Origin of the sequence: Nonomuraea ceibae (assembly GCF_019396325.1) — a bacterium.
In the GTDB taxonomy this organism is placed as follows: domain Bacteria; phylum Actinomycetota; class Actinomycetes; order Streptosporangiales; family Streptosporangiaceae; genus Nonomuraea; species Nonomuraea ceibae.
In genome coordinates, this window is record NZ_JAHKRO010000097.1 from 1 (window position 1) to 21897 (window position 21897).

Annotated in this window: 20 protein-coding genes; 11 read left to right on the forward strand and 9 right to left on the reverse strand. The window is 74.5% G+C overall.

From position 1 onward, the window contains the following. Nucleotides 1-123: 123 nt before the first annotated feature. A complete protein-coding gene (locus KME80_RS38175; RefSeq protein ID WP_219513273.1) occupies nt 124-840 on the reverse strand; it encodes a GAF and ANTAR domain-containing protein in 717 nt (238 codons plus the stop codon). 59 nt (nt 841-899) lie between these two features. On the opposite strand from KME80_RS38175, the gene KME80_RS38180 reads away from it, so the two are divergent. The 3 genes from KME80_RS38180 to KME80_RS38190 all read left to right on the forward strand — a co-directional run bounded on the left by KME80_RS38180 (nt 900) and on the right by KME80_RS38190 (nt 4572). Then, a complete protein-coding gene (locus tag KME80_RS38180; protein ID WP_246646436.1) occupies nt 900-2732 on the forward strand; it encodes a GAF domain-containing SpoIIE family protein phosphatase in 1833 nt (610 codons plus the stop codon). A 119-nt stretch (nt 2733-2851) separates the two neighbouring features. Then, nucleotides 2852-3955 carry a glycosyltransferase gene (locus tag KME80_RS38185; RefSeq protein ID WP_219513274.1) on the forward strand — a complete coding sequence of 368 codons (1104 nt, stop codon included), beginning with the start codon at nt 2852-2854 and terminating at the stop codon, nt 3953-3955. Nucleotides 3956-3978: 23 nt separating this feature from the next. Further along, nucleotides 3979-4572: an FMN-binding negative transcriptional regulator gene (locus tag KME80_RS38190; RefSeq protein ID WP_219513275.1), complete on the forward strand. Its 594-nt coding sequence runs from the start codon at nt 3979-3981 to the stop codon at nt 4570-4572. A 15-nt stretch (nt 4573-4587) separates the two neighbouring features. Here the strand turns inward: KME80_RS38190 and KME80_RS38195 are convergent, their stop codons facing one another. Then, entirely contained in the window at nt 4588-5643 is a 1056-nt protein-coding gene (locus tag KME80_RS38195) for a PucR family transcriptional regulator (protein WP_219513276.1), read from the reverse strand. A gap of 75 nt (nt 5644-5718) precedes the next feature. Between KME80_RS38195 and KME80_RS38200 the strand changes: the two genes are divergently transcribed. The 5 genes from KME80_RS38200 to KME80_RS38220 all read left to right on the forward strand — a co-directional run bounded on the left by KME80_RS38200 (nt 5719) and on the right by KME80_RS38220 (nt 12060). Then, nucleotides 5719-6636 (forward strand): proline dehydrogenase family protein, encoded by a 918-nt coding sequence (locus KME80_RS38200; RefSeq protein WP_219513279.1) that lies wholly within the window; start codon nt 5719-5721, stop codon nt 6634-6636. A 2-nt stretch (nt 6637-6638) separates the two neighbouring features. Then, nucleotides 6639-8264, forward strand: coding sequence for an L-glutamate gamma-semialdehyde dehydrogenase (pruA, locus tag KME80_RS38205; RefSeq protein ID WP_219513284.1), 1626 nt, complete (start codon nt 6639-6641; stop codon nt 8262-8264). Nucleotides 8265-8325: 61 nt separating this feature from the next. Continuing rightward, the gene (locus KME80_RS38210) at nt 8326-8541 is read left to right on the forward strand and encodes a hypothetical protein (RefSeq protein WP_219513286.1); all 216 of its coding nucleotides are present in this window, start codon (nt 8326-8328) and stop codon (nt 8539-8541) included. Between the two features lie 58 nt (nt 8542-8599). Further along, nucleotides 8600-11158: a DUF7824 domain-containing protein gene (locus KME80_RS38215; RefSeq protein WP_219513288.1), complete on the forward strand. Its 2559-nt coding sequence runs from the start codon at nt 8600-8602 to the stop codon at nt 11156-11158. A gap of 2 nt (nt 11159-11160) precedes the next feature. Then, entirely contained in the window at nt 11161-12060 is a 900-nt protein-coding gene (locus KME80_RS38220) for an Imm10 family immunity protein (protein WP_219513290.1), read from the forward strand. A gap of 91 nt (nt 12061-12151) precedes the next feature. On the opposite strand, the gene KME80_RS38225 is transcribed toward KME80_RS38220, so the two are convergent. The 6 genes from KME80_RS38225 to KME80_RS38250 all read right to left on the reverse strand — a co-directional run bounded on the left by KME80_RS38225 (nt 12152) and on the right by KME80_RS38250 (nt 17915). Then, on the reverse strand, nt 12152-12799 hold the full coding sequence (locus KME80_RS38225; protein ID WP_219513319.1) for a response regulator transcription factor: 648 nt from the start codon (nt 12797-12799) through the stop codon (nt 12152-12154). Then, nucleotides 12796-14097: a sensor histidine kinase gene (locus KME80_RS52250; protein ID WP_219513321.1), complete on the reverse strand. Its 1302-nt coding sequence runs from the start codon at nt 14095-14097 to the stop codon at nt 12796-12798. The genes KME80_RS38225 and KME80_RS52250 overlap by 4 nt, the downstream gene beginning before the upstream one ends. Before the next feature lie 8 nt (nt 14098-14105). Beyond that, on the reverse strand, nt 14106-15095 hold the full coding sequence (locus KME80_RS38235) for a hypothetical protein (RefSeq protein ID WP_219513323.1): 990 nt from the start codon (nt 15093-15095) through the stop codon (nt 14106-14108). Nucleotides 15096-15223: 128 nt separating this feature from the next. After that, complete coding sequence (locus tag KME80_RS38240) at nt 15224-16411, reverse strand: cytochrome P450 (RefSeq protein WP_219513339.1); 1188 nt, start codon at nt 16409-16411, stop codon at nt 15224-15226. Between the two features lie 68 nt (nt 16412-16479). Then, the gene (locus KME80_RS52980) at nt 16480-17232 is read right to left on the reverse strand and encodes a DUF4142 domain-containing protein (RefSeq protein ID WP_219513347.1); all 753 of its coding nucleotides are present in this window, start codon (nt 17230-17232) and stop codon (nt 16480-16482) included. A 98-nt stretch (nt 17233-17330) separates the two neighbouring features. Then, a complete protein-coding gene (locus KME80_RS38250; RefSeq protein WP_219513349.1) occupies nt 17331-17915 on the reverse strand; it encodes an ArsR/SmtB family transcription factor in 585 nt (194 codons plus the stop codon). Nucleotides 17916-17984: 69 nt separating this feature from the next. Here KME80_RS38250 and KME80_RS38255 point away from each other — a divergent pair, with 69 nt between their 5' ends. Both KME80_RS38255 and KME80_RS38260 read left to right on the forward strand, forming a co-directional pair. Next, complete coding sequence (locus tag KME80_RS38255) at nt 17985-19217, forward strand: MFS transporter (protein WP_219513350.1); 1233 nt, start codon at nt 17985-17987, stop codon at nt 19215-19217. Nucleotides 19218-19273: 56 nt separating this feature from the next. Next, nucleotides 19274-20083 (forward strand): serine/threonine-protein kinase, encoded by an 810-nt coding sequence (locus tag KME80_RS38260; RefSeq protein ID WP_219513351.1) that lies wholly within the window; start codon nt 19274-19276, stop codon nt 20081-20083. Here the strand turns inward: KME80_RS38260 and KME80_RS38265 are convergent. Beyond that, nucleotides 20080-20832: a lysophospholipid acyltransferase family protein gene (locus tag KME80_RS38265; RefSeq protein ID WP_219513352.1), complete on the reverse strand. Its 753-nt coding sequence runs from the start codon at nt 20830-20832 to the stop codon at nt 20080-20082. The genes KME80_RS38260 and KME80_RS38265 overlap by 4 nt on opposite strands. A 79-nt stretch (nt 20833-20911) precedes the next feature. Here KME80_RS38265 and dhaK point away from each other — a divergent pair, with 79 nt between their 5' ends. Beyond that, nucleotides 20912-21892, forward strand: coding sequence for a dihydroxyacetone kinase subunit DhaK (gene dhaK, locus KME80_RS38270; protein WP_219513353.1), 981 nt, complete (start codon nt 20912-20914; stop codon nt 21890-21892). Nucleotides 21893-21897 lie beyond the last annotated feature (5 nt).

Consider the following 21897-nt stretch of genomic DNA (forward strand, 5'->3'; position numbering starts at 1 on the left):
TCACGTGATCGTCCAAGTAGACATAGAGTGCGGTCAGAAGGGCGTCCAAGTCTGTCTTCACACACCGACCATGGACGCCCTTCGTCACGCCCGCAGCCGATCACCAAATTTCACATCAGCGATCTAGCGGCGGTTCTTGCGCTGGTGTTCCTCGACCAGGAGCCGGGCCAGGTCGGCCACCTTGACCTGGTGGTGCTGGGAGATCCGGCGCAGCTCCTCGAAGGCCGCCTCGGCGGTGCAGCCGCTGGTCTGCATGATGATGCCCTTGGCCTGATCGATGAGCGCCCGGCCGGCCAGAGCCTCCTGGAGCTGCGCGGCGTCGGTGCGCACCTCCTCGAAGTCCCACATGTTGGCCAGGGCCACGCCGACCTGCTCGGTCAGCATGTCGGCCAGGGCGTGCGAGCCCTGCGGGGAGAACGCGCCGCGCCGTACCGAGTACAGGCCCACGACCAGCAGGGCCGGCGGGATGCGGATGGGGACGGCGAGCACCGAACGGACGCCGCTGCGGGTGGCGAGCGCCGCGTAACGCGGCCAGCGGGTGTCGGTGAGCACGTCGCCGACGGCGATGCGGGCACCGGTCTTCCTGGCCTCGGTCGACGGGCCCTCGCCGAGCGCACGCTCCCCCTCGACGAGCATGATGAGCTCGCTGTGCGAACCCGACACCAGGACGCGGTGCTCGTGCCAGTGCTCGGCCGAGCCGCCCGAGCAGCCGGGCACGCCGTCGGCCAGCGCGGTCGTCAGGCCGCGCAGCACGCTTTCGGTCGAGGTGTCCTCGCCGAGCCTGCCCAGTGCCGCCAGGTTGCGGGCGAGCCCGGGAGTGATCATCACGGTCGATTCCATAGCTATTCTGCCCCTACCCCTTATGGCTGCCATTATCCCGTGTGGCGTAGCGTCGGAGGATGACCATGCCGGACCTCGAACACGCCCTCGACGCACTGGCCGGGCGTGTCTCGTCGTTGCGGGAGGCGCGTGCGGCCTACCCCGCCGACCTCGCGCCGACGCTCGACGCCGCGCTGGCGGAGCTCGACACCGCCGCCGAGCTGCTGGCCGAGGCCCGCGAGCAGTTGCGCAGGTCGCCGAAGCGGGCGGCGGGCAAGAAGGACGGCTCCCAGCGGGAGCTGAAGCTGCTGCGCCAGGTGTTCCGGGCGTTCCCGGTGCCGGTCGTCGTGCTCGACGGCGGCGGCGTGGTCCGGCGGATCAACCCGGAGACCTCCCGGGTGCTGGGCAGTCCCGACGGCTACCTGGTGGGACGCTCGTTCCCGCTGCTGGTGGACGTGTCGCGGCGGGCGGCGTTCCGCTCGCACCTGACGGCGGTGCTGCGGACCGGGCAGCCGGCGGCGTTCGAGACGCGGCTGGCCCACCAGGGCCGCACGCACACGGTGCAGCTCGCGCTGACCAGGCTGACGATGCCGGGCGAGCCGCAGCAGATGGTGGCCGTGGTGGCGCTGCCGACGGAGACGCAGCTGCCGGAGCCGGGGACCGGCGGGCCGCAGGACGACGACGGCGCGCTGCTGCTGGCGGCGGCCCGGCGGCAGGACCTGCTGGCCAGGATGGCGACGCTGCTGCTGGACGAGGAGGCGATGCGCCAGCCGGTGGCGCTGCCTCGGGCGACGCGGCTGCTGGCCGCCGGGTGGGCCGACTGGGTGGTGGCCGACCAGCTGCGTGACGGGCTGCCGCGCCGCTCTGCGGTGGTGGCGCCGAAGAACGTGCCGCTCGGCGGCCTGGTCCGCCAGGTGGAGGCGAGCGACCCGGCGGGCGCGCAGGTGGTGGCGCAGGTGCTGGAGCGCGGCTCGGGCGTGGTGCACGAGATGGTCGACGACGAGACGCTGCTCGGCTTCTGCCCGGAGGGGCCGCTGCTGACGGCGATGGGCGCGGGCTCGCTGCTGTGCGTGCCGATCGGGGCCGGTGACGGGGCGCTGACGCTGGTGCGGGGGCATGACCGGCCGCCGTTCACGCTGGCCGACCTGAGCGTGATGGAGGAGGTCGGGGTGCAGCTCGGGCTGGCGCTGCGGGCGCAGACGAGCTTCCAGAGCCGGTCGCGGGCCGCCGACGCGCTGTCGGCGAGCGTGGCCCCGCGCAGCCTGCCGGACGTGCCCGGCTACGAGGCGGCGGCGATCTACCATCCGGGCTCGTCGGTCGGCGCCGAGTTCTACGACGTGTTCCCGATGGCGGGCGGCTGGGGCTTCGCGATGGGCGGCGCGGCCGGCAAGGGCGAGGAGGCCGCCTCGGTCAGCGCGATGGTACGCGGCGGGCTGCGGGTGCTCGGCACCTGGGAGTCCGACCCGGACGCGGTGGTGCGCAAGGTGAACGAGGCGCTGGTGGAGCAGGGCACCGGCATGTTCGTCATGGCCGTGGCCGGGCTCGTCAAGGGGCGGCGGATCCGCATGTCGTCGGCCGGGCACCATCCGGCGGCGCTGGTGCAGCCCGACGGGCACGTGCGCTTCGCGGCGGGCGGCGGGGTGCCGCTGGGCATCGCGCCGGAGGCGGAGACCAGCACCGAGGAGATCACACTGGCGGCCGGGGAGACGCTGGTGCTGTATTCGGAGGGGCTCATCTCCTCCAGGAACGAGGTGGGCGAGCCCTACGGCGAGGAGCGGCTGGCCGACGTGCTCGGCAGATCCGCAGGTCAGGCCCCTTCGACGGTGGTCAAGGCGATCGAGGCCGACCGCAACGCCTTCTCCGGCGGGCAGGTGTGGGACGAGATCGTGATCCTCGCGCTCCGCGGCGTGTGATCACCTGTCTCATGAGGCATGGTTTGCGATTCGCGGGAAAGTGGGTATGGTCGTCCGTAGTTAGATCGTGCCTAAGACGCAGGCACACCTTGAAGGCTTTTTTCACGCTGAGGTGTGCCATGAATATCGCGATCGTCGCTTCCGGCTCGGGCAGCAAGCGCCACCACATCCTCTCCGTGGCGCGCGAACTCGGCCGCGACCACCACGTCACCATTTACTCCCGCCGCGAGAGCGCCGACGGCAAGCCCAGGACGCGGGTGGCCCCGGGCGTCACGGTGGAGTACATCGACGTGGGCCCGGCCCGCAGCCTGACCCCCGATGACGTCGCCCCCTACCTGAACGACGTGGGCGGCTACCTGATGCGCCGCTGGCAGCAGGAGCGGCCGGACGTGATCCACGCGCACTCGTGGACCTGCGGCCTGGCCGCCGTCTCCGGCGCCAAGGGCTTGGACGTGCCCGTCACGCACACCTTCCACACCGTCGACCCCGCGCACGTGAAGCTGGAGCGGGCGCTGGGCCGCCGGGCCAACGCGGTCATCGCGGGCTCGGGCGACGAGGAGTCGGCGCTGATCCGCATCGGCGTCCCCCGCACCAGCATCGCGATCGTCCCCTACGGCGTCGACACCGAGCGCTTCCACCGCCAGGGCATGGCCGTCTCGCGCGGCACCCGCAAACGGCTGCTGCACGTCGGCCCGCTCTCCCCCGACCGGGGCGCGCACACGATCGTGCGGGCGCTGCCGGGGCTGGCGGACGTGGAGCTCGTGGTGGCCGGCGGCCCCGCCCCCGAGGACCTCGGCGACGACAGGGACGCGCGGCGGCTGCGCGCCCTGGCCGAGCAGCTCGGCGTGGCCGACCGGGTGACGCTGCTGGGCCAGGTGAAGCGGGCGGCGGTGCCCAAGCTGATGCGCGGCGCGGACGCCGTCGTGTCGGTGCCGCGCGAGACGACGAGCGGCATCGTCGCGCTGGAGGCGATGGCCTGCGGCGTGCCGGTGATCGCCTCGGCCGTGGGCGCGCACCTGGACTCCGTGATCGACGGCGTCACCGGGCTGCTGGTGCCGCCGGACCGGCCCGCCAGGACCGCGCGGCTGGCCAGGGAGCTGCTGACCGACCCGACGCTGCGCACCGCGCTCGGCTACGCCGGCGCGGACCGGGCGCGCTCCCGCTACTCGTGGGAGCGGGTCAGCCAGGAGCTGCTGCGGGTGTACGAGGCGGCCTGCGCCTAGACACCCCCCTATATCGTCATCCCATGCTGATCCACCCTTGGGATGCCGGTTCCGGCGAGCAGTCGCTCGCCTATCTCCGGGAGAACGCGTTCGGGCACCTCATCGCCTCGGGCAGGGGGCGTGAGGTGCCCGTCGTCGTGCCCACCCAGTTCCTGCTCGTGGACGAGCGCACGATCTGGCTGCACCTGGCCAGGCCGAACCCGATCTGGGCGGCCGTCGAGGAGAACCCGAAGGTGCTGCTGTCGGTCGCCGGGCCGTGGTCGTACATCCCGGGAGCCTGGCGGGCCGAGCCCGGCACGGACCCGTCGCTGGGCGTGCCGACCACCTACTACTCCTCGGTCCAGGTGACCTGCCGGGCCGAGATCGTCGCCGACGCGGCGGGCAAGCTGGAGATCCTGCGCGCCCAGCTCGGCGACCTGGAGCCGGGCCACGGCGACCCGGCGGAGATGCCCCGGCTGCTGTCCGGCCTCCAGGGGCTGCGGCTGGCGGTGGAGGAGATCCGCGGCAAGTTCAAGTACGACGGCCACAAGGACGCGGCGCTGCGCGGCCAGGTCGCCAAGGGCCTGGCCGGTCGGGGCGGCCCCGGCGACGAGAGCGCCCTGCGCCACCTGGCCTGAGCCCGCCGGCCCGCCCTACGCGCGCAGCCGGGCGGCCTTCAGCCCCAGGTGGACGGTGAGCCGGTCGTCGCCGTCGGTCAGGTCGCGGTGCGTCAGCCGTTCGGCCTTGCCCAGCCGGTAGTAGAGCGTCTGGCGGTGGATGCCGAGCGCGGCGGCGGCCTTCTGGGCGTGGCCGCCCAGGTCCAGGTACGTCTCGACGGTCTGGGCCAGCTCGGGGTCCAGCACGGCGACCTCGCCGGCGAGCTCGCGCAGGTCGCCCTGGCCGAGCCTGGCCAGCAGCCGGTGCGCGCCCAGGTCCTCCCAGCGGGCGACGGGCGCGAAGCGCGGGAAGTGCTCGGCGACGCGCAGCGCGTGGCGGGCCTCGCGCCAGCTCTGCCAGGCGTCGGCCGGATCGGCGCGGGTGCCGCCGACGCCCGCCGCGGTCCCGTACGCGCCGAGGACGGTCTGCGCGACCTCGGCGGCCAGGTGCGCCGGGGCGAGCAGCGCCACCGGCGAGCCGGCGCGGGCGAGCACGCCGCGCGGCAGCGTCCACAGGGCGGCCACGCGCTCCGGCGACTCGCGCACCGCGATCGCGGTCACCGGTCCCGGCATCTCGATGGAGGCGCCGGCGCGCTCCTCCGGGTCGTCCGACAGCAGCGCGCGCAGCCCGTAGCCGAGGTCGCGGCGGCTCCTGGCCTCCTGGGCGAGCGCGGCGGCGGCGCGGGCGACCAGCGGCGCGACCCGGTCCAGGGCGGCGTCGGTGAGGCTGCCGGAGTCGAGCAGCCACAGGTAGCCGTAGACGACCTCGCCGTGGCGCAGCGGCCAGCACACGCGGGCCAGCACACCCAGGTCGGCGTCGGCCGGGATGCGGACCCGGCCGTGCGCGCGGGCGATGCCGTAGCGTTCGAAGTAGTCGCGCACCTCGCCGGTCGCGCGGCGGCGCAGGATCGACTCCTGGCGGACGGTGTCGATGTCGCCGTGCTGCGCGCCGTAGGCGAGCAGCCGGAACGAGCGGTCCTCCAGCGTGGCCGACGCGCCGAGCAGGCCCGCGACCTCGTCGACGATCTCCTGCAGATCCGTGGTGTTGTGCATTTGTATGACAGCCTGCCACACCCGCCGTTACGCCCGTTCATGGCCCCGTTTGAGCTGCGGTTTTAGGCTGGAAGCATGTTGGGTCAACTGCTGCTCGCCACATCCCGGAGCGCGCTCGTGCGCCGCTCCGTGTCAGGCTTCCCGCTCACGCGCAAGGTGGTCGACCGCTTCGTCGCCGGCGAGACGGTCCAGGAGGCCCGCGACGCGATCGAACGACTGCGCGACACCGGGCTCGCGGTGACCGTCGACCATCTCGGCGAGGAGACCCGCGACGCCGGCGCCGCCGCCGCCACCGCGAAGGCGTACATCACGCTGCTGGAGCAGCTGCGCCCGCTGGAGCTGGGCCGCCGCGGCGAGGTATCGGTCAAGCTGTCGGCCGTCGGCCAGGAGCTCGACGACGCGATGGCGCTGGAGCACGCCCGCGAGATCTGCGCCGCCGCCGACGCCATCGGCGCCACCGTCACGCTCGACATGGAGGACCACACCACGGTCGACTCCACGCTCGGCATCCTGCGCGCGCTGCGCGAGGACTACCCGTCGACCGGCGTGGCCATCCAGGCGTACCTGTTCCGCAGCGAGGACGACTGCCGCGCGCTGTCCGGCGAGGGCTCGCGCGTCCGGCTGGTCAAGGGCGCCTACCGGGAGCCCGCCTCCGTCGCCCACCAGGGCAAGTCCGCCGTGGACAAGGCGTACGTGCGATGCCTGCGCATCCTCATGGCGGGGAAGGGGTACCCCATGGTGGCCACCCACGACGACCGCCTGATCTCCATCACCGAGCTGCTCGCCGACCGGTTCGGGCGCTCCAGGGGCGACTACGAGTATCAGATGCTGTACGGGATCCGCACCGACCGGCAGGAGGCCCTGGCCGGGGCCGGTCACACGATGCGCGTCTACGTCCCCTACGGCGACGACTGGTACGGCTACTTCATGCGCCGGCTGGCCGAGCGCCCCGCCAATGTCGCCTTCTTCCTTCGTGCCCTTGGGGGTAAGTGAACATGGATGCCATCAGCAACGTGCCCGTTCCCGCCAACGAGCGGGTCTACGGCTACGCGCCGGGCAGCGCCGAGCGCGCCGCCCTGGAGAACCGGATCAAGGAGCTGGCCGGCGCCTCGATCGACCTGACGATGACGATCGACGGCGAGCAGCGGCTCGGCGGCGGCGCGCCCATCGACGTGGTGCAGCCGCACAACAAGACCGCCGTCCTGGGGCGTACCAACGACGCTACGGCCCAGGACGTGCAGGACGCGATCGGGAGCGCGCTGCGGGCGGCCCCCGCCTGGCGGGCGCTCTCCTTCGACGAGCGGGCGGCGATCTTCCTCAAGGCCGCCGACCTGCTGGCGGGGCCGTGGCGGGCGACGCTCAACGCGGCGACGATGCTCGGCCAGTCGAAGTCGGTGCAGCAGGCGGAGATCGACGCCGCCTGTGAGCTGATCGACTTCCTGCGCTTCAACGTCTCCTACGCCCGCCAGCTCTACTCCGACCAGCCGATCTCCTCGCCGGGCGTGTGGAACCGGATGGAGTACCGGCCGCTCGAGGGCTTCGTGCTGGCGATCACGCCGTTCAACTTCACCGCCATCGCCGGCAACCTGCCGACGTCGGCCGCGCTCATGGGCAACGTCGTGGTGTGGAAGCCGTCGCCGACGCAGCAGTTCGCGGCGCACTTCACCATGCGCCTGCTGGAGGCGGCCGGGCTGCCTCCCGGCGTCATCAACCTGGTGACGGGCAACGGCCAGGCGATCTCCGAGGTGGCGCTGACGCATCCGGAGCTCGCGGGCATCCACTTCACCGGCTCGACGGCGACCTTCCAGCACCTGTGGGGCACGGTGGGCGCCAACATCGCCGGCTACCGGAGCTACCCGCGCCTCGTCGGCGAGACCGGCGGCAAGGACTTCGTGCTGGCCCACCCGTCGGCCGACCCGGGCGTGCTCGCCACGGCCCTGGTCCGGGGCGCGTTCGAGTACCAGGGGCAGAAGTGCTCGGCGGCCTCGCGGGCGTACGTGCCGCGCTCGGTGTGGAGCCGGATGCGCGACGACCTCGTGGGCGTGGCCGAGTCGCTGACCGTGGGCGACGTGACCGCCGACCTGTCGACGTTCATGGGCGCCGTCATCGACGAGCGGGCCTTCGCCAAGCACAAGGAGGCCATCGACCGGGCGCGTGCCGCGTCGAACATCGACGTGCTGACGGGCTCGTACGACGACTCCGCCGGATATTTCGTGAAGCCGACCATCCTGGAGTGCGCGGACCCGGCCGACGAGATCTTCGTCAAGGAGTACTTCGGCCCGATCCTGGGCGTGCACGTCTACGACGACGCCGACTTCGATGCCGTCCTGGACCAGATGGAGGGCATCGCCCCGTACGCGCTGACCGGGTCGATCATCGCCCAGGACCGCTACGCGATCGCCTCGGCGTCGGAGCGGCTGCGCTTCGCGGCCGGCAACTTCTACGTCAACGACAAGCCGACCGGCGCCGTGGTCGGGCAGCAGCCGTTCGGCGGCGCCCGCGCCTCCGGCACCAACGACAAGGCGGGCTCGATCTTCAACCTGATCCGGTGGGTGAACTCCCGCACGATCAAGGAGACGTTCGTGCCGCCGACGGATCACCGCTACCCGCACATGGGCTGATCCCCGCGAGCAGCGCCCCCGGTTCCAGCAGGAGCCGGGGGCGTTTTCAACGCTGTGCTCCGTGATCGTGCCGATCTTCCGGCGTTCCCGTGTGCCCTCCTCCGCGCCGCCCTCCCCAGCACCGCCCTCCCCCGCGCAGGCGTGCGGCACCGTGGGGGCGCTGATCCGCGTCGACCTCGGCGCACTGCCGCGCACCACCGCAGGGGACGCCGGCCTCGGGCTCCACGCCTCCGTCGTGTGGCGGGGCGACGGCTCCACGGGCGACCTGGCCTGGTGAGGATCCGGCTCACCGGGCCGCGCGGAAACTGTCGGCGGGGCCCGTTACCGTCCGCGACATGGATCACTGGGGCGAGGTCAGGAAGCTGATCGAGGCGCGGCGGCCCGACCGGGTCGCCGAGAAGGTCGCGGCGCTCGACGGCGCGGCGCGCCAGGACGTGGCGGCGCGGCTGCCGGGGCTGCTGAAGGAGCTGCGCGGCCGCTTCGACCGCTGGGACGACGGCCTGATCGGCTACGCGGCGGCGCTGCGCGTGGCGGGCGCGGCCACGATCGGCGGCGCGGCAGCCGTGGCGGCCTGGCTGCTCCGGCGCGACTTCACGCCCCGGTGGGGCCGCGCGGAGCCCGGCACGCGCCTGGTCCTGGCGGTGCTCGCCGACCGGCCGGCCGCCTGGCGGGCCGACCTGGCCGAGCGCCTGGCGCTGCGCGTGCGCGCCGGTGACGAGGCCGGCGCCGCGCTCGCCCTCGCCGTGCTGGGCGAGACCGGCATCGAGCCGCCGCACCACGATCCGCTGGTCACCGCCTGGGTGACGCGCGGGGCCGACGGCCTGGCGGACGACCCGCTGCTCGACCACCTGCTGCCGCGCCTGTTCGAGGCCACGGGCGTGGGCCGGGCGCTCCAGTGGGACAGCACGCCCGGCGCGGGCTGGCTGGGCGCGCTGACGGCGCTGGCCGAGGCCGGGCGGATCAAGCGCGAGGCGCTGATCGAGGGCTGCGTGCGCCGGTTCCTGCTCGGCGGCTCGGCCGTCGACCTGCGGTTCTTCGTCCGCCTGCACGAGGCGCTCGACCCGGCCCCCGCCGAGACGGCCCCGCACGCCCGCGACTACCGGTGCCTGCTGGCGTCCGCGCCCGGCCCGGTCGCCGAGCTGGCGATGAAGCGGCTGCGCCGGGTCACCGGCCTGTCCGCCGACGACCTGGGCGAGGCGTGGGAGTCGCTGCTGTTCAGGGCGGAGCGCAAGCTGGTGCGCGGCGGGCTGTCGTGGCTCGAACGCTCGGTCCGTCAGGAGCCGTCGCTGGCCGCCGTGGCCGCCGCGCCGCTGGCCCGCGCGTTCGCCGCCGACTCCGCCGAGCTGCGGGAGAAGGCCGTCGAGCTCGTCCTGGCCTGCGCGGGCGGCATGGACGAGGAGGGGCGCGCCGCCGTCCGCGAGGCGGTCGGGCTGCTGCCCGCCGGCCTCGGACGGCAGGTGGCCGAGGCCGTGGGCGGCGGGGAGGTGGCGCAGGCCGAGCCCGTGTTCACGCCGCCGCCGCTGCCGTCCGCGCCCGCGCGCTCCCAGGAGGCCGAGCCTCCGATCGAGACGGTGGAGGAGCTCGGGCGGCTGCTCATGGCGGGCGCGCCGCGGTCCTGGCAGGCGTGGGAGCGGCTGCTCGCCGGGTTCGTCACGCTCGCCTACCACGACCGCGCGGGCGTGGCGGCGGAGATGTATCCCCGCCTCTTCTCCTCGTCCGTGGACGACTACCGCTCGGGCGAGTGGACGCGGCCCGGCCAGTGGCTGCTCGGCGCCGCCCGCTCCCTCTCGGGCACCGCCCCGGCGCGGGGCGTCTGGCAGGCCTTTCTGCCGCGGCGGGTCGCCGTGCCGCACCTGCTGCTGCTCCACCGCGGCGCCGAGGTGCTGCGGGCCGTCGAGGACGACACGCTGCCGCCGCTGCTGCTGGCCACGCCGACGCACACCACCGGGCACGTGGCGGCGGCCGAGCTGGTCCGCCGCATGGAGGTGCTGGAGGCGGCCGGGGCCCGGCCGCCGGCCGGCGACCTGCAGCAGGCGCTGCTGCGCCTGCCCCGCACCCCCGACCCGGACGCGGCCGAGCGGGCGTCCCGCCTGACGTCGGCCGCCGGCCGGATGGTGGCCGCGTGGACCTGCCCGGAGGCCGAGGTCGGGCTGGCGTGGGAGTGCGGCAGCGCGAACGGCGACCACGACTGCCACCGGCGCCACGGCCACACCCTGCGCCCGGTGGTCTCGATCGACGCGACCGCCACGGGGCTCCCGCTGGTCGACGCGATGCTCAGCCTCCCCTGGCCGCATTCGCAGGCCGAGCACTGCGCCTGGTGGCCCTCGACGCTGCCCTCGCACCGCGAGGTCGCCGCCGCCCACCTCATGCCGCACCTGCTCACCCGGGGCTGGGGGCCGCTCCACGTCGGGGCGGAGCAGGCCCGGCAGCTCGCCCGGGCCGAGGGGCCCGCCGGGGAGGCGTGCGCGGCGGTGCTCGCCCGCGTCCTGGGCGACCCGGAGCTGCCCGAGTCCGTCGGCGTGCTGCTGGAGGCGGCCGCGCGGGACGAGCTGCCCGCCGCCGGGATCGGCCGCCAGGCCGGGCTCATGGCGGCCCAGGGCACGATCCGGCTGACCGACCTCACCGCCGCGCTCGACGCCGCCGCCTCGCAGGGCGCCCACGCGCACGTGTGGCGGATCGCCGCCGCCGCGCTGCCCCTGCTGCTGCCCAGGCCGGGCGAGCGCCCGCGCCACGGCCTGGCCGCGTTCGTGGCGCTCGCCGGAGCCGCCGCCGGCTGGTCCGGCGCTCGCGGCGAGATCCCCGAGGTACGCGACCTGGCGGCCCGCAAGGGCGCCGGCGACCTGCTCCGCGCGATCCGCGCCCTGCACGACCGGCTCACCGCCCAGGAAGGATGACCATGAGAACGAAGCGGATCCGGGGCCGGCGGCACACCCGCTACGACGAGGGGCACGACCTGTGCCTGACGATCGGCGAGCTGGCCCGCGCCGCCGCCGCGCCCGGCTGGTCGCGGCTGGCCGTCCACCACGCCCAGGTCGGCGCGCACGCGCGGACCCGGCTCACGTGCGACGGGCGGGAGCTGGCCGCCGAGGGCCTGGACGAGCCGTTCCGGCGGCTGCGCGAGCTATCCTACCGGGCGGGCGACGGCACCTGGTTCACCTGCGAGCTGGAGTACACGCCCGGCAGCCGGGCCTACCACGGCCGCGTCGACGCCGCCGGGCCGCCGTTCGCCGACGTGCCGCCCGCCGCCGCGCTGGTGGAGCTGACCGCGTTCCCCCGCGCGGAGCCGCCCGGGTGGCTGCTGGACGCGCTGCCGACGGCCGCGCCGCTCGGGCTGCCCGTCACCTACGGCGAGCGCTACGACCGGCTCCACAGCCACCGAGGCGGGCAGGAACCCGGGCCCCTGCTGCCGATCGGCGGGGAGCTGGCCTACCGGCCGCCGTCCGCCCTGACCGCGCGCGTGTTGGAGCACCGGCAGAGGGTGGGCGAGCACCTGCTCTACCTGGGCGAGCGCGGGGGCGACCGGAAGGCCGGGCATCTGCTGGTGCTGCGGCGCGGCGCCGAGTGGTTCGTGAGCCGCGCCGACCAAGGCACGACCGGCGACGGGGTCCGCGCCATCACGCTGGACGGCGCCGTCCTCCGGCTGGAGCTGACCCCCGAGGCCGCCGACGACCTGGGCACGGAGGCCGGCTACGAGGTCCGGCTCGACCTGCCGCCCGCCACGGTCGACGAGCTGCGCACCGTGCTGCCCGGCGTCCTGCGGCCCGTCAGAGACCACCCGGAGCTGACCGGCTTCTGACCGCTCCCCCCGGGCACGGCCGCTCCCCGGCGCGACGGCTCCCCCGGCGCGACGGCTCCCCGTGCCCGGGCGGCTCCCCGGGTACGGGCGGCTACGGGCGGCGGTCGCCCGGGGTGACGACGCCCGACTCGTAGGCCAGGACCACCGCCTGCACCCGGTCACGCAGCCCGAACTTCGTCAGGATGCGGCCGACGTGCGTCTTGACCGTGGCCTCCGACAGGAACAGCTCGGCGCCGATCTCGGCGTTGGAGGCGCCCCTGGCCAGGCCGAGGAAGACCTCGCGCTCGCGCTGTGTGAGGGCGCCCAGCAGGGCCTCGGGATCGCCGCCGCCCGGGGCGACCAGCCTGCCGACGAGGCGCCGGGTCGTGGCGGGCGCGATGATCGCGTCGCCCCGGTGCACGTGCCGGATGGCCGCGATGATCTCCTCGCCGGGGGCGTCCTTCAGCATGAACCCGCTCGCGCCCGCCCGCAGCGCGGCCAGCGCGTGCTCGTCGAGGTCGAACGTGGTCAGCGCCAGCACCCTGGGCGGGTCGGCCAGCCGCTGGATCTCCCGGGTGGCGGTGACGCCGTCCATGCGGGGCATCCGGATGTCCATCACCACCACGTCGACGCGCAGCGCCTTCAGCCTCTCCAGGGCTTCCGCGCCGTCGGCCGCCTCGGCGACCACCTCCATGTCGGGCTGGGAGCGCACCACCATGGTGACGCCGTGGCGCAGCAGCTCCTGGTCGTCGACGATCATGATGCGGATGATGGGAGGCTCCTCGGCTCGTAGGGGACGACGGCCGACAGCTCGAAGCCGCCGCCGGGCCGCGCGCCGGTCTCCAGGGCGCCGCCGACCATGCGGAGGCGTTCGCGCATCCCGGTCAGCCCGGCGCCCAGCTCCCCGCCGCCCGATCCGCCGCCCGGCCCGGCGCCCGATCCGCCGTCCCGCCCGCCGCCGGCGTTCCGGACGGTGATGCGCAGCGCGCCGGGGCTCCACGCCAGCGCCAGCTCCGCCGTGGCCTCGGGCCCGGCGTGCTTGATGACGTTGGTCAGCGCCTCCTGCACGACGCGGTAGGCGGTCAGGTCGGCGGCGGGCCGCAGCGGGCGCGGCTCGCCGCTCTCCGCCACGGACAACCGTACGCCGGTCGTGCGCACGTGGTCGAGCAGGGCGGGCAGGTCGCCGAGGCCGGGCTGCGGCGCGGTGCCGCCGTCGGCGCGCAGCACGCCCAGCAGGCCGCGCATGTCACGCAGGGCATCGCGGCCGACACCGGCGATGGTGGCGAACACGGCGGCCCCGGGCGACCCCGGATCGGACAGCCTGCCGCCCTCGGCCTGGCTGACCATGACGGCGAGCGAATGGGACACCACGTCGTGCATCTCGCGGCTGATCCGGTCGCGTTCGGCCCGTGCCGCCTCGGCCCGCTCCCGCGCGCGGTCGGCCTCGGCGCGCTCGGCCTTGGCCCGGAGCTCGGCCACGTACAGCGCGCGCACGCGGCTGAGGCGGCCCAGCCACCACAGGCACGCGGTCACGGCGGCCAGGCCCGCCGACAGCCCGGTCCGCCAGGCGGCCAGGCCGTAGCCGCCCGACGAGCCGCCCCACGAGGCCGGGGCCCACACCCGCGCCAGGACCACGACCACCCCGGCCAGGGCGACGCCCAGGCAGGCCAGCCCGAGCCGCAGGCCGAGCCGGGCCGACGCCGTGTAGAGGAGCAGCCCGAAGACGAGCGAGCTGGGCAGCATCACCGCCGGGTAGTAGGCGCCGGCCGGGTCGTGCAGGGGCGGCAGCAGCCCCAGCAGCAGCATCGCCGCGGCGGCCAGGCCGTACGCGGCGAGCGGGCGGACGCGGCGCGGGATCACGCACGCGTGCACCACCAGCACCGCCGCGCCCGCCAGCAGGCGCAGGGAGAGCGGGCTGTCGGAGGCCCGGAGCAGGCCGGAGGAGACGAGGCCGAGCGGCACGGCCAGCAGCACGGCGAGCACGGCGTCGACGCTCAGCCGGTGCCGGCCGAGGAACGAGTCCACCGCGGCCTCGGCCTGGGACAGGGACTCGCGCACACCCGCCATTATGGTCGGCGGCGCGGCCGGATCGCGGTGGCGGGGTCGCGGCGCCGGGCCAGGTAGGCGAGCCCGGCGACGGCCAGGGCGGCGCCCCACAGCGGCCACAGCATCTCCGGCAGCCAGGCGCCCAGCTCGTCGACGGCTCCCGGCGGGCCGGCCTGCTCACCCGTGAGCTTCTTGCGTACGTACATCAGCCCGGCGGACGTGATGGGCACGGCGACGATCAGCGCCGCGTACGCGGGAAGGCGGGCCGGGACCGGACGGCCGCGCAGGAACGGCACCCAGCGCGGCCAGATCTCGCCCCACGGCCGGACCAGGCCGAGCGTGAGGACCGCGCCGAGCAGGCCGAGCGTGGCGAGCCCCGCGCCGATCGGGGTGATCGAGGCGATGCTCGCGAGGAAGTCGTCGCTGATGCCGACGGGGATCCCGAGCAGCCAGCCGACGCGGGTGATCGCGTAGACGACGGGGACGGCGACCGCGACGGCGACGGCCCACCGCCCGGCCCGCAGCGCCCCATCCGCGCCGCCGGCGCGCTGGGCCCCCGCGAGCAGGGTGCGCGTTCCCAGCGCCATCAGGGCGACGCCGGCCGCCATCAGGATCAGCAGGTTGACCGTCGGCCAGGTCAGCATGGACACGATCAGCGAGAACTCGGCCTGCCCGGCGAGCACGGCCACGAGCATCACCGGCAGGTAGCCGGCGGTCATCATGATGCGCACGTCGGGCAGGAGCACCGCCAGCGCGGCGCCCGCCACGACGGCCACGACGGCGGCGGGCCGGGCGAGCGGCCCCCGGGCGGCGAGCGCGGCGACGACGCCCGCCACGAGCGCCGCCCCCGCCAGCGCGCCGCCCCCGGCCGCCGCCGGGAGGGGGTCGAGCAGCGTGTTGCCCACGCCCTCCCCGCCCGCGTCGAAGGGGTATCCCGGCCCGCCGGACGCCCAGAGGAGGCCGAGGACCAGGTAGCTCACCGACCAGGCGGCGACGATCACGAGGGGCACGGCGGAACGCCGGTGTCCTGGTTGAGAGGTGTTCACCGGCCCAGAGTGCCGCCCCGCCGCCCCCGCGCACATCGTCACCAGGTCGCGCCGGGGTCATCCTCAGGTCGCGCCCCCGCGGCCGGCGGCGGCTACCAGGCGACCGGGAGCCGCCGCACCCCGTACACCAGCGCCGTGTCCCGCATCGGCACCTCGTCCGGCGCGACCGCGAGGCGCAGCCCCGGGAAGCGGTCGAACAGCGCGCGGAAGCCGATGCGCATCTCGATGCGGGCGAGCTGCTGGCCCAGGCACTGGTGGACGCCGTGCCCGAAGGCCAGGTGGTGGCGGGCCTCGGCGCGGTCCAGGCGCAGGACGGCGGGGTCGGGGAAGCGGGCCGGGTCGCGGTTGACGGCGGGCAGGGCGAGCACGACGGTCTCGCCCGCGCGGACCGTCCGGCCGCCCACCTCGGCGTCCTCCAGGGCCACCCGGCCGGGGGCGCCCAGGTGGACCACGGTCAGGTAGCGCAGCAGCTCCTCGACGGCGGTCTCGGTGAGCGACGGGTCGCGGCGGAACGCGTCGAGCCGGTCGGGGTGCCGCAGGAGGGCGAAGACGCCGAGGGCGAGCATGCCGGCGGTGGTCTCGTGCCCGGCGACCAGGAGCGTCAGGGCGATGTTGGTGAGCTCCTCGCCGGTCAGGTCGCTCCGGGTGACGAGCTCGCCGAGCAGGTCGTCACCGGGGCGGGCGCGGTGGCGGCGGACGAGCCCGGCCAGGTAGCCGGCGAGCTCGCCGACCGACGCCGTGGCCCGCTCCTCGGAGCTGGCCAGGTCCAGGGCGACGGCTGAGTGCTCCTGGAAGAAGGCGTGGTCGTCGTAAGGGACGCCGAGCAGCTCGCAGATGACCAGGGACGGGATCGGCAGTGCGTACGCCTGGACGAGGTCGGCGGGCGGGCCTTCGGCGGCCATGGCGTCGAGGCGGCGGGCGGCGATCTCGGCGACGCGCGGCTCCAGGCGCCGCATCCGCTGGACGGTGAAGCTGCCGGCGAGCAGTCGCCGGTAGCGGCTGTGGGCGGGCGGGTCCATGCCGCCGAACCAGCCGGGCGGGGCGGTGCCGTCGGCGCTCCGGGACCGGACGTTGGGGCGGGGCAGCGGCGAGTGCCTGAGGTCGGCGCGCACGCTGAAGCGCGGGTCGGCCAGGACGGCGCGGGCGGGCTCGTACGCGGTCACCAGCCAGCCCCGGTGGCCGTCGGGGAAGGTGAGGGGGCCGACGGCGGGCCGGTCGGAGAGGGCGGCGGGCGGGTCGAACGGGCATCCAGGGGTGCGGCGGGTGGGCAGATCAGTCATGACAGCTCCTTGTGAGTGCAGTCTCTTAATTGAGAGTCTACTCTCACAATCGAGCGGGCGGTGGCCGTTCAGACGGGCGGGGGGCTGGGGAAGGACTCGGGGCCGGTCAGGCCGGTGCTCTCCAGCAGGCGCTGGTGGTTGAGCACCGCCGCGTTGCAGGTCTCGGCGAACTTGCGGACGAGCGTGTTCTGGGTGCTGCCGCGTACGGCGCCGATGAGCCCGAAGATCTGCCCGTGCGCCAGCCGCAGCCACTTCACGAACGTGACGTCGTAGTCGCGGCCCGACCTGCCGGAGATGTCGGCCATCCAGCGCTGCTGCGTCTCGGTCGGCTCCACCGGCAGCCGGATGTCGAACCGCTTGGCCAGCTCCCTGGCCTCGACGTCGAGCCCGTGGTGCTGTTCGGCGATCTCGGCGCTGATCGTGCGCACCTTGCCGCTGGCGCCGCGCTGGACGGCCTCCTGCGCGATCGTCATCTCCCAGAGCGTGGCCAGCCGTACCTTCTTGATCAGGTCGCGGTCGGCGGGCGACAGCGGGCCGGACTCGGTGGGCCAGGTGAGGTCGTCACGCCGGCCGGGCGCGGGCGAGGCGGCGGGGGCGCCGGTGGGAGCGCCGGTGGGGGCGGGAGCGCCGGTGGGGTCGGTGAGGCTGGTGGCGGGCGGGGCCAGGCTCTCCTCCGGGATGTCGGTCTCCAGGAGGTCCGCCACCCGGGCCGTGTCGGCGCTGGGCAGGGCCGCCTGCCCGCCGCAGCCGGTCAGCAGCGCGGCGGCACACCAGGCGGCACAGCAGGCGGCGAGCAGGGTATGGCCGCGTCGGGGTCGCACGTGCCCTCATCCCCTTCCGGTTCTCGCTGGTCGGCAGGAGGTACGCAGGCCGTCCCCGGCGCGTTCACCGGTATGCGCGGAAGTGATGAGGGCGGCCCCTAGGAGTCCGTCATGCCTGTGGGCAGGACGTCAAAGTGGATGACGACGTGCCCGGTGCCGGGGGCGTCGTGGGAGCGGCTGTCGGAGCGGGCCCGGTAGCGTTCCATCACCTCGAACACCTCGTCGCGCAGGTCGCGGGTCTCGTCGGGGGTCAGGCGCAGGGAGCGGCGGCCGAGGACGCTGGCCTCTACCCACTCCTTGGGGGTGCGCGGCTCCTCCTCGCGCCATCGGGCCAGCTCGGCGCCGCGCCGCCGGACGAGGTCGTCGAGGAGGAACTCCAGCGCGCCGGCCGTCTCGGGGTCGCCGGGCGGGTCGCCGTAGGAGAAGCCGCCGGGCACCACCCGCCAGTACTTCTCCTTGCCTCGGCCCAGCTCGGGGGCGATCTCGATCATCCCGTGCCTGGCCAGCTCGCGCAGGTGGTAGCTGGTGGCGCCGGTGTTCTGCGTCACGAGGGCGGCGAGCCGGGTGGCGGTGGAGGGGCCGTGCTCGTCCAGCAGCTCGTACAGGCGCAGGCGGAGCGGGTGGGCGAAGGACTTGAGCGCGCTCGCGTCGAGTTTCCGCGCGGAAGGGCTCTTGCGGGACATCACTGTGCACACCTATCTTTGCAAAGGTTCATTTGCACACTTTTCCTTACACACTATCGGAGTGCCCCGGTGAATCGATCGTTCGGCTTCCTGTTGTCGTCGGCCACGCTGTCGAACCTGGCCGACGGCGTGCTCAAGGTGGGCGCGCCGCTGCTGGCGGTGTCGTTCACCCGCTCCCCCGCGCAGGTGGCGCTCGTCGGCGCGGCCACCACGCTGCCGTGGCTGCTGTTCGCGCTGCCCGCCGGGGCGCTGGCCGACCGGCTGGACCGGCGGCGGATCATGGTGACGGCGAACGCGCTGCGCGCGGGCGTGCTCGTGGCCGCCGGCGCGCTGGCCGTGCTCGGGCTGATGAACCTGTGGGTCATGCTGGCCGCCGTGCTGCTGGCGAGCGTGGCCGAGGTGCTCGCCGACACCTCCGCGCAGTCCGTGCTGCCGATGGCGGTCGAGCCCCAGGCCCTCACGCGGGCCAACGGGCGGCTGCAGAGCGCCCAGATGATCGGCAACGAGTTCGCCGGCTCCCCGCTCGCGGGCGTCCTCGTCACCCTCCTGCCCGCCGCCGTCTTCGGCGGGCCCGGCCTCCTGTACGCCGCGGCCGGGCTGCTCCTGCTGGGCATGCGGGGCTCCTACCAGCCGGCGGGCGCCCGGCGGCCCATGGCCGGGGAGATCGCCGAGGCGCTGCGCTGGCTGTGGTCGCAGCGGTTCCTGCGGGCGCTGGCCCTGACCGCCGGGACGCTGAACTTCGCCACCGCCGCCTACTGGGGGGTGTTCGTGCTGTGGCTGGTCGGCGAGGAGTCGCGGTTCGGGCTGGAGCCGAGCGGCTACGGGCTCATGCTGACCGTGTTCGCCGCCGGGGCGGCGGCCGGGGCGCTGGTGTCGGAGCGGATCTCCGGGGTGCTCGGCGAGGGCCGGACGCTGATCGGCATGTGGCTGCTCAACACCCTGCTGCACCTGGTGCCGCTGTTCGTGCCCGTCACCTGGCTGCTCTACCCGACGGCGCTGCTGTGGGGCATCTCCAGCGCGGTGTCCAACGTGCTCGTCATCTCCACCCGGCAGCGGCTGATCCCCACCGAGCTGCTGGGCCGGGTGAACGCCGCCTACCGGCTGATCGGCATGGGCGGGATGCCCGTCGGGGCCGCGCTCGGCGGCGTCCTGGGCGAGGCGGCCGGGCTGCCCGCGGTGTTCGGCGGGTCCGTCGTGCTGTCGCTCGTGGCCGTCGGCCTGCTCTGGCGTGTCGTTCGCGGGCGAATTTCCGCGCCGTTGACCAGCCAAGCTACGATTCCCGACATATCCAGATCACGTTAGGCACCCAAAGCTGCGCGCAGAGATGACATGATTACCCCTGTCAAAGAGGGGATGGTATGCGGCGGGAGATCGGCGGACGGTACCTCCTGAACGAGGAGGCCGGTCGTGGGGGCATGGGCGTCGTCTGGCGCGCGTTCGATCAGCTTCTGCACCGTGAGGTGGCGCTCAAGGAGCTGACGCTCGCCGGCGAGGCCGAGATGGTGCGCCGTCGTGTCCTTCGCGAGGCGAGGATGGCGGCCCGGCTCAGCCACCCCAACATCGTCACGGTCCACGACCTCATGGAAGAGGGCGGCAAGCTCTGGATCGTGATGGAGTACCTCGACGGGCTGTCGCTGCACCAGCTCCTGTCGCAGGTCGGCACGCTGCCGGCGCAGTCGGTGGCGGCCATCGGCCAGCACCTGCTCGCCGCGCTGCGCACCGCGCACCAGGCCGGCGTGCTGCACCGTGACGTCAAGCCCGCCAACGTCATGCTGACGGGCGAGCGGGTCGTGCTGAGCGACTTCGGCATAGCGACCGCCGAGGGTGACATCCGCATGACGACCTCGCGGCGGCTGCGCGGCACCCCCGCGTTCATGGCCCCCGAGCGGCTCTACGGCGGCCCGGCCAGCAAGGAGGCCGACATGTGGTCGTTCGGCGCCACCCTCTACAGCGCCATCGAGGGCCAGCCGCCCTACCCGGGGCAGGACGCCGCGACCGTGCTCGGCATGGCCCGCAGCGGCCGGTTCCCGCCGCCGCGCCGGGCCGGCGTGATGCGCCCGCTCATCGAGGGCCTGCTGCACCACGACCCCGTGCGCCGCTTCACCCCGGAGCAGACCGCGGGGCTGCTGGCGGGCATGCGCGCCAGCAGCTATCAGGCGGCGATCTAGTCCTCCCGCTTGGCGGCCCTGGCCTCGGCCTCGGCGGCGTCCATCGCGGCGGCCTCCTCCGGGGTCGGCGCGGTGCCGCCCAGGTGCGCCGGCTGCCACCACACGCCCGGCGGGATCTCCGGGTAGGTGCGCTGCGCCCGGTCGACCAGCGCCGTCAGCCGCTCGCGCAGGTCGGCCGCGTGCTCGTTGACGTCCTCGCCGCGCTTGGGGTGCATCGGCTCGCCCACCAGGATCGTGATCGGCACGTGCCGCTGGAGGAGCTGCTTCTTCCTGCCCTTGGTCCACAGCCGCTGGCTGCCCCACAGCGCCACCGGGATCACCGGGACCTTGGTCGCCTGCGCCATCCGGATCGCGCCGTTCTTGATCTCCTTGACGGTGAACGACCGGCTGATCGTGGCCTCGGCGAACACGCCCACCACCTCGCCGGCCTTCAGCATGCGCAGCGCCGTCGCGTAGGAGCCCGCGCCCGCCCCCCGGTCGACCGGGATGTGGTGCATGCCGCGCATCAGCGGCCCGGAGATCCGGTGGTCGAACACGTCCTGCTTGGCCATGAACCGCACCAGCCGCTTGGACGGCAGCGCGCCGAACCCGGCGAAGATGAAGTCCAGATAGCTGATGTGGTTGCTCACCAGCACCGCGCCGCCGGAACGCGGCACGTTGTCGGTGCCCTCCAAGTGGAAGCGGTAGTCGAGCACGCGAAAGAGGGTCCGCGCGGCGGCGATCACCGGCGGGTACACGATCTCAGCCATGTGCAGACGGTAGCCTACCCGGCCGGCCCTCCACGCCGGGGTGCTTGCCAGGGCGTCATAACGGGCAGATGTTCTCACCATGAAGAAGCTCATCAACACGGCCGAGTCCGTGGTTGAGGACGCGCTGAACGGCCTGGCCGCGGCCCACCCGTCCCTGCGGGTGCGCGACCGCGTGGTCTACCGGGCCGACGCGCCGAGGCCGGGGAAGGTGGCGCTGGTCTCCGGCGGCGGCTCCGGCCACGAGCCGCTGCACGCCGGCTTCGTCGGCCACGGCATGCTGGACGCCGCCTGCCCCGGCGACGTCTTCACCTCGCCGGTGCCCGACCAGATCCTCGACGCCACCAGGGCCGTCGACGGCGGCGCCGGGGTGCTCCACGTCGTCAAGAACTACACCGGCGACGTGCTCAACTTCGAGATGGCCGCCGAGCTGTGCGCGGGCGTCGAGGTGGCGAAGGTGATCGTCGACGACGACGTGGCCGTGCAGGACTCCCTCTACACCGCCGGGCGGCGCGGCACCGGGGCCACGGTGTTCGTGGAGAAGATCGCCGGGGCGCTGGCCGAGGAGGGCGCGCCGCTGGCCGAGGTGGCCCGGGTGGCCGCCGACGTGGACGGGCGGAGCCGTTCGTTCGGGATCGCGCTCACCTCCTGCACCTCCCCCGCCGCCGGCAAGCCCACCTTCGACCTGCCCGGCGACGAGGTGGAGCTCGGCATCGGCATCCACGGCGAGCCCGGCCGCGCCCGCGTCCCGCTGGTGTCGGCGCGCGAGCTGGCCGCGATCGCGATGGAGGCGATCCACGGCGACCTGCCGCTGCGCGGCGACCTGCTCGTCATGGTCAACGGCATGGGCTCGACCCCGCTGATGGAGCTGTACGTGGTCTTCGCCGAGGTGGAGTCGTTCGTGCGGGGCAAGGGGGCACGGGTGACGCGCTCGCTGGTGGGTAACTACGTGACGAGCCTGGACATGCAGGGCTTCTCGGTGACCGTGTGCCGGCTCGACGACGACCTGACGCGCCTTTGGGACGCACCGGTCGAGACTCCGGGGCTGCGCTGGGGGCGCTGATGGGC

Bases quoted from the DNA above. Each gene is read 5' to 3' on its own strand.
- KME80_RS38175 (WP_219513273.1), bottom strand. From the start codon at position 840: ATGGAATCGACCGTGATGATCACTCCCGGGCTCGCCCGCAACCTGGCG.
- KME80_RS38180 (WP_246646436.1), top strand. From the start codon at position 900: ATGACCATGCCGGACCTCGAACACGCCCTCGACGCACTGGCCGGGCGT.
- KME80_RS38185 (WP_219513274.1), top strand. From the start codon at position 2,852: ATGAATATCGCGATCGTCGCTTCCGGCTCGGGCAGCAAGCGCCACCAC.
- KME80_RS38190 (WP_219513275.1), top strand. From the start codon at position 3,979: ATGCTGATCCACCCTTGGGATGCCGGTTCCGGCGAGCAGTCGCTCGCC.
- KME80_RS38195 (WP_219513276.1), bottom strand. From the start codon at position 5,643: ATGCACAACACCACGGATCTGCAGGAGATCGTCGACGAGGTCGCGGGC.
- KME80_RS38200 (WP_219513279.1), top strand. From the start codon at position 5,719: ATGTTGGGTCAACTGCTGCTCGCCACATCCCGGAGCGCGCTCGTGCGC.
- pruA (WP_219513284.1), top strand. From the start codon at position 6,639: ATGGATGCCATCAGCAACGTGCCCGTTCCCGCCAACGAGCGGGTCTAC.
- KME80_RS38215 (WP_219513288.1), top strand. From the start codon at position 8,600: ATGGATCACTGGGGCGAGGTCAGGAAGCTGATCGAGGCGCGGCGGCCC.
- KME80_RS38220 (WP_219513290.1), top strand. From the start codon at position 11,161: ATGAGAACGAAGCGGATCCGGGGCCGGCGGCACACCCGCTACGACGAG.
- KME80_RS38225 (WP_219513319.1), bottom strand. From the start codon at position 12,799: ATGATCGTCGACGACCAGGAGCTGCTGCGCCACGGCGTCACCATGGTG.
- KME80_RS38240 (WP_219513339.1), bottom strand. From the start codon at position 16,411: ATGACTGATCTGCCCACCCGCCGCACCCCTGGATGCCCGTTCGACCCG.
- KME80_RS38250 (WP_219513349.1), bottom strand. From the start codon at position 17,915: ATGTCCCGCAAGAGCCCTTCCGCGCGGAAACTCGACGCGAGCGCGCTC.
- KME80_RS38260 (WP_219513351.1), top strand. From the start codon at position 19,274: ATGCGGCGGGAGATCGGCGGACGGTACCTCCTGAACGAGGAGGCCGGT.
- KME80_RS38265 (WP_219513352.1), bottom strand. From the start codon at position 20,832: ATGGCTGAGATCGTGTACCCGCCGGTGATCGCCGCCGCGCGGACCCTC.
- dhaK (WP_219513353.1), top strand. From the start codon at position 20,912: ATGAAGAAGCTCATCAACACGGCCGAGTCCGTGGTTGAGGACGCGCTG.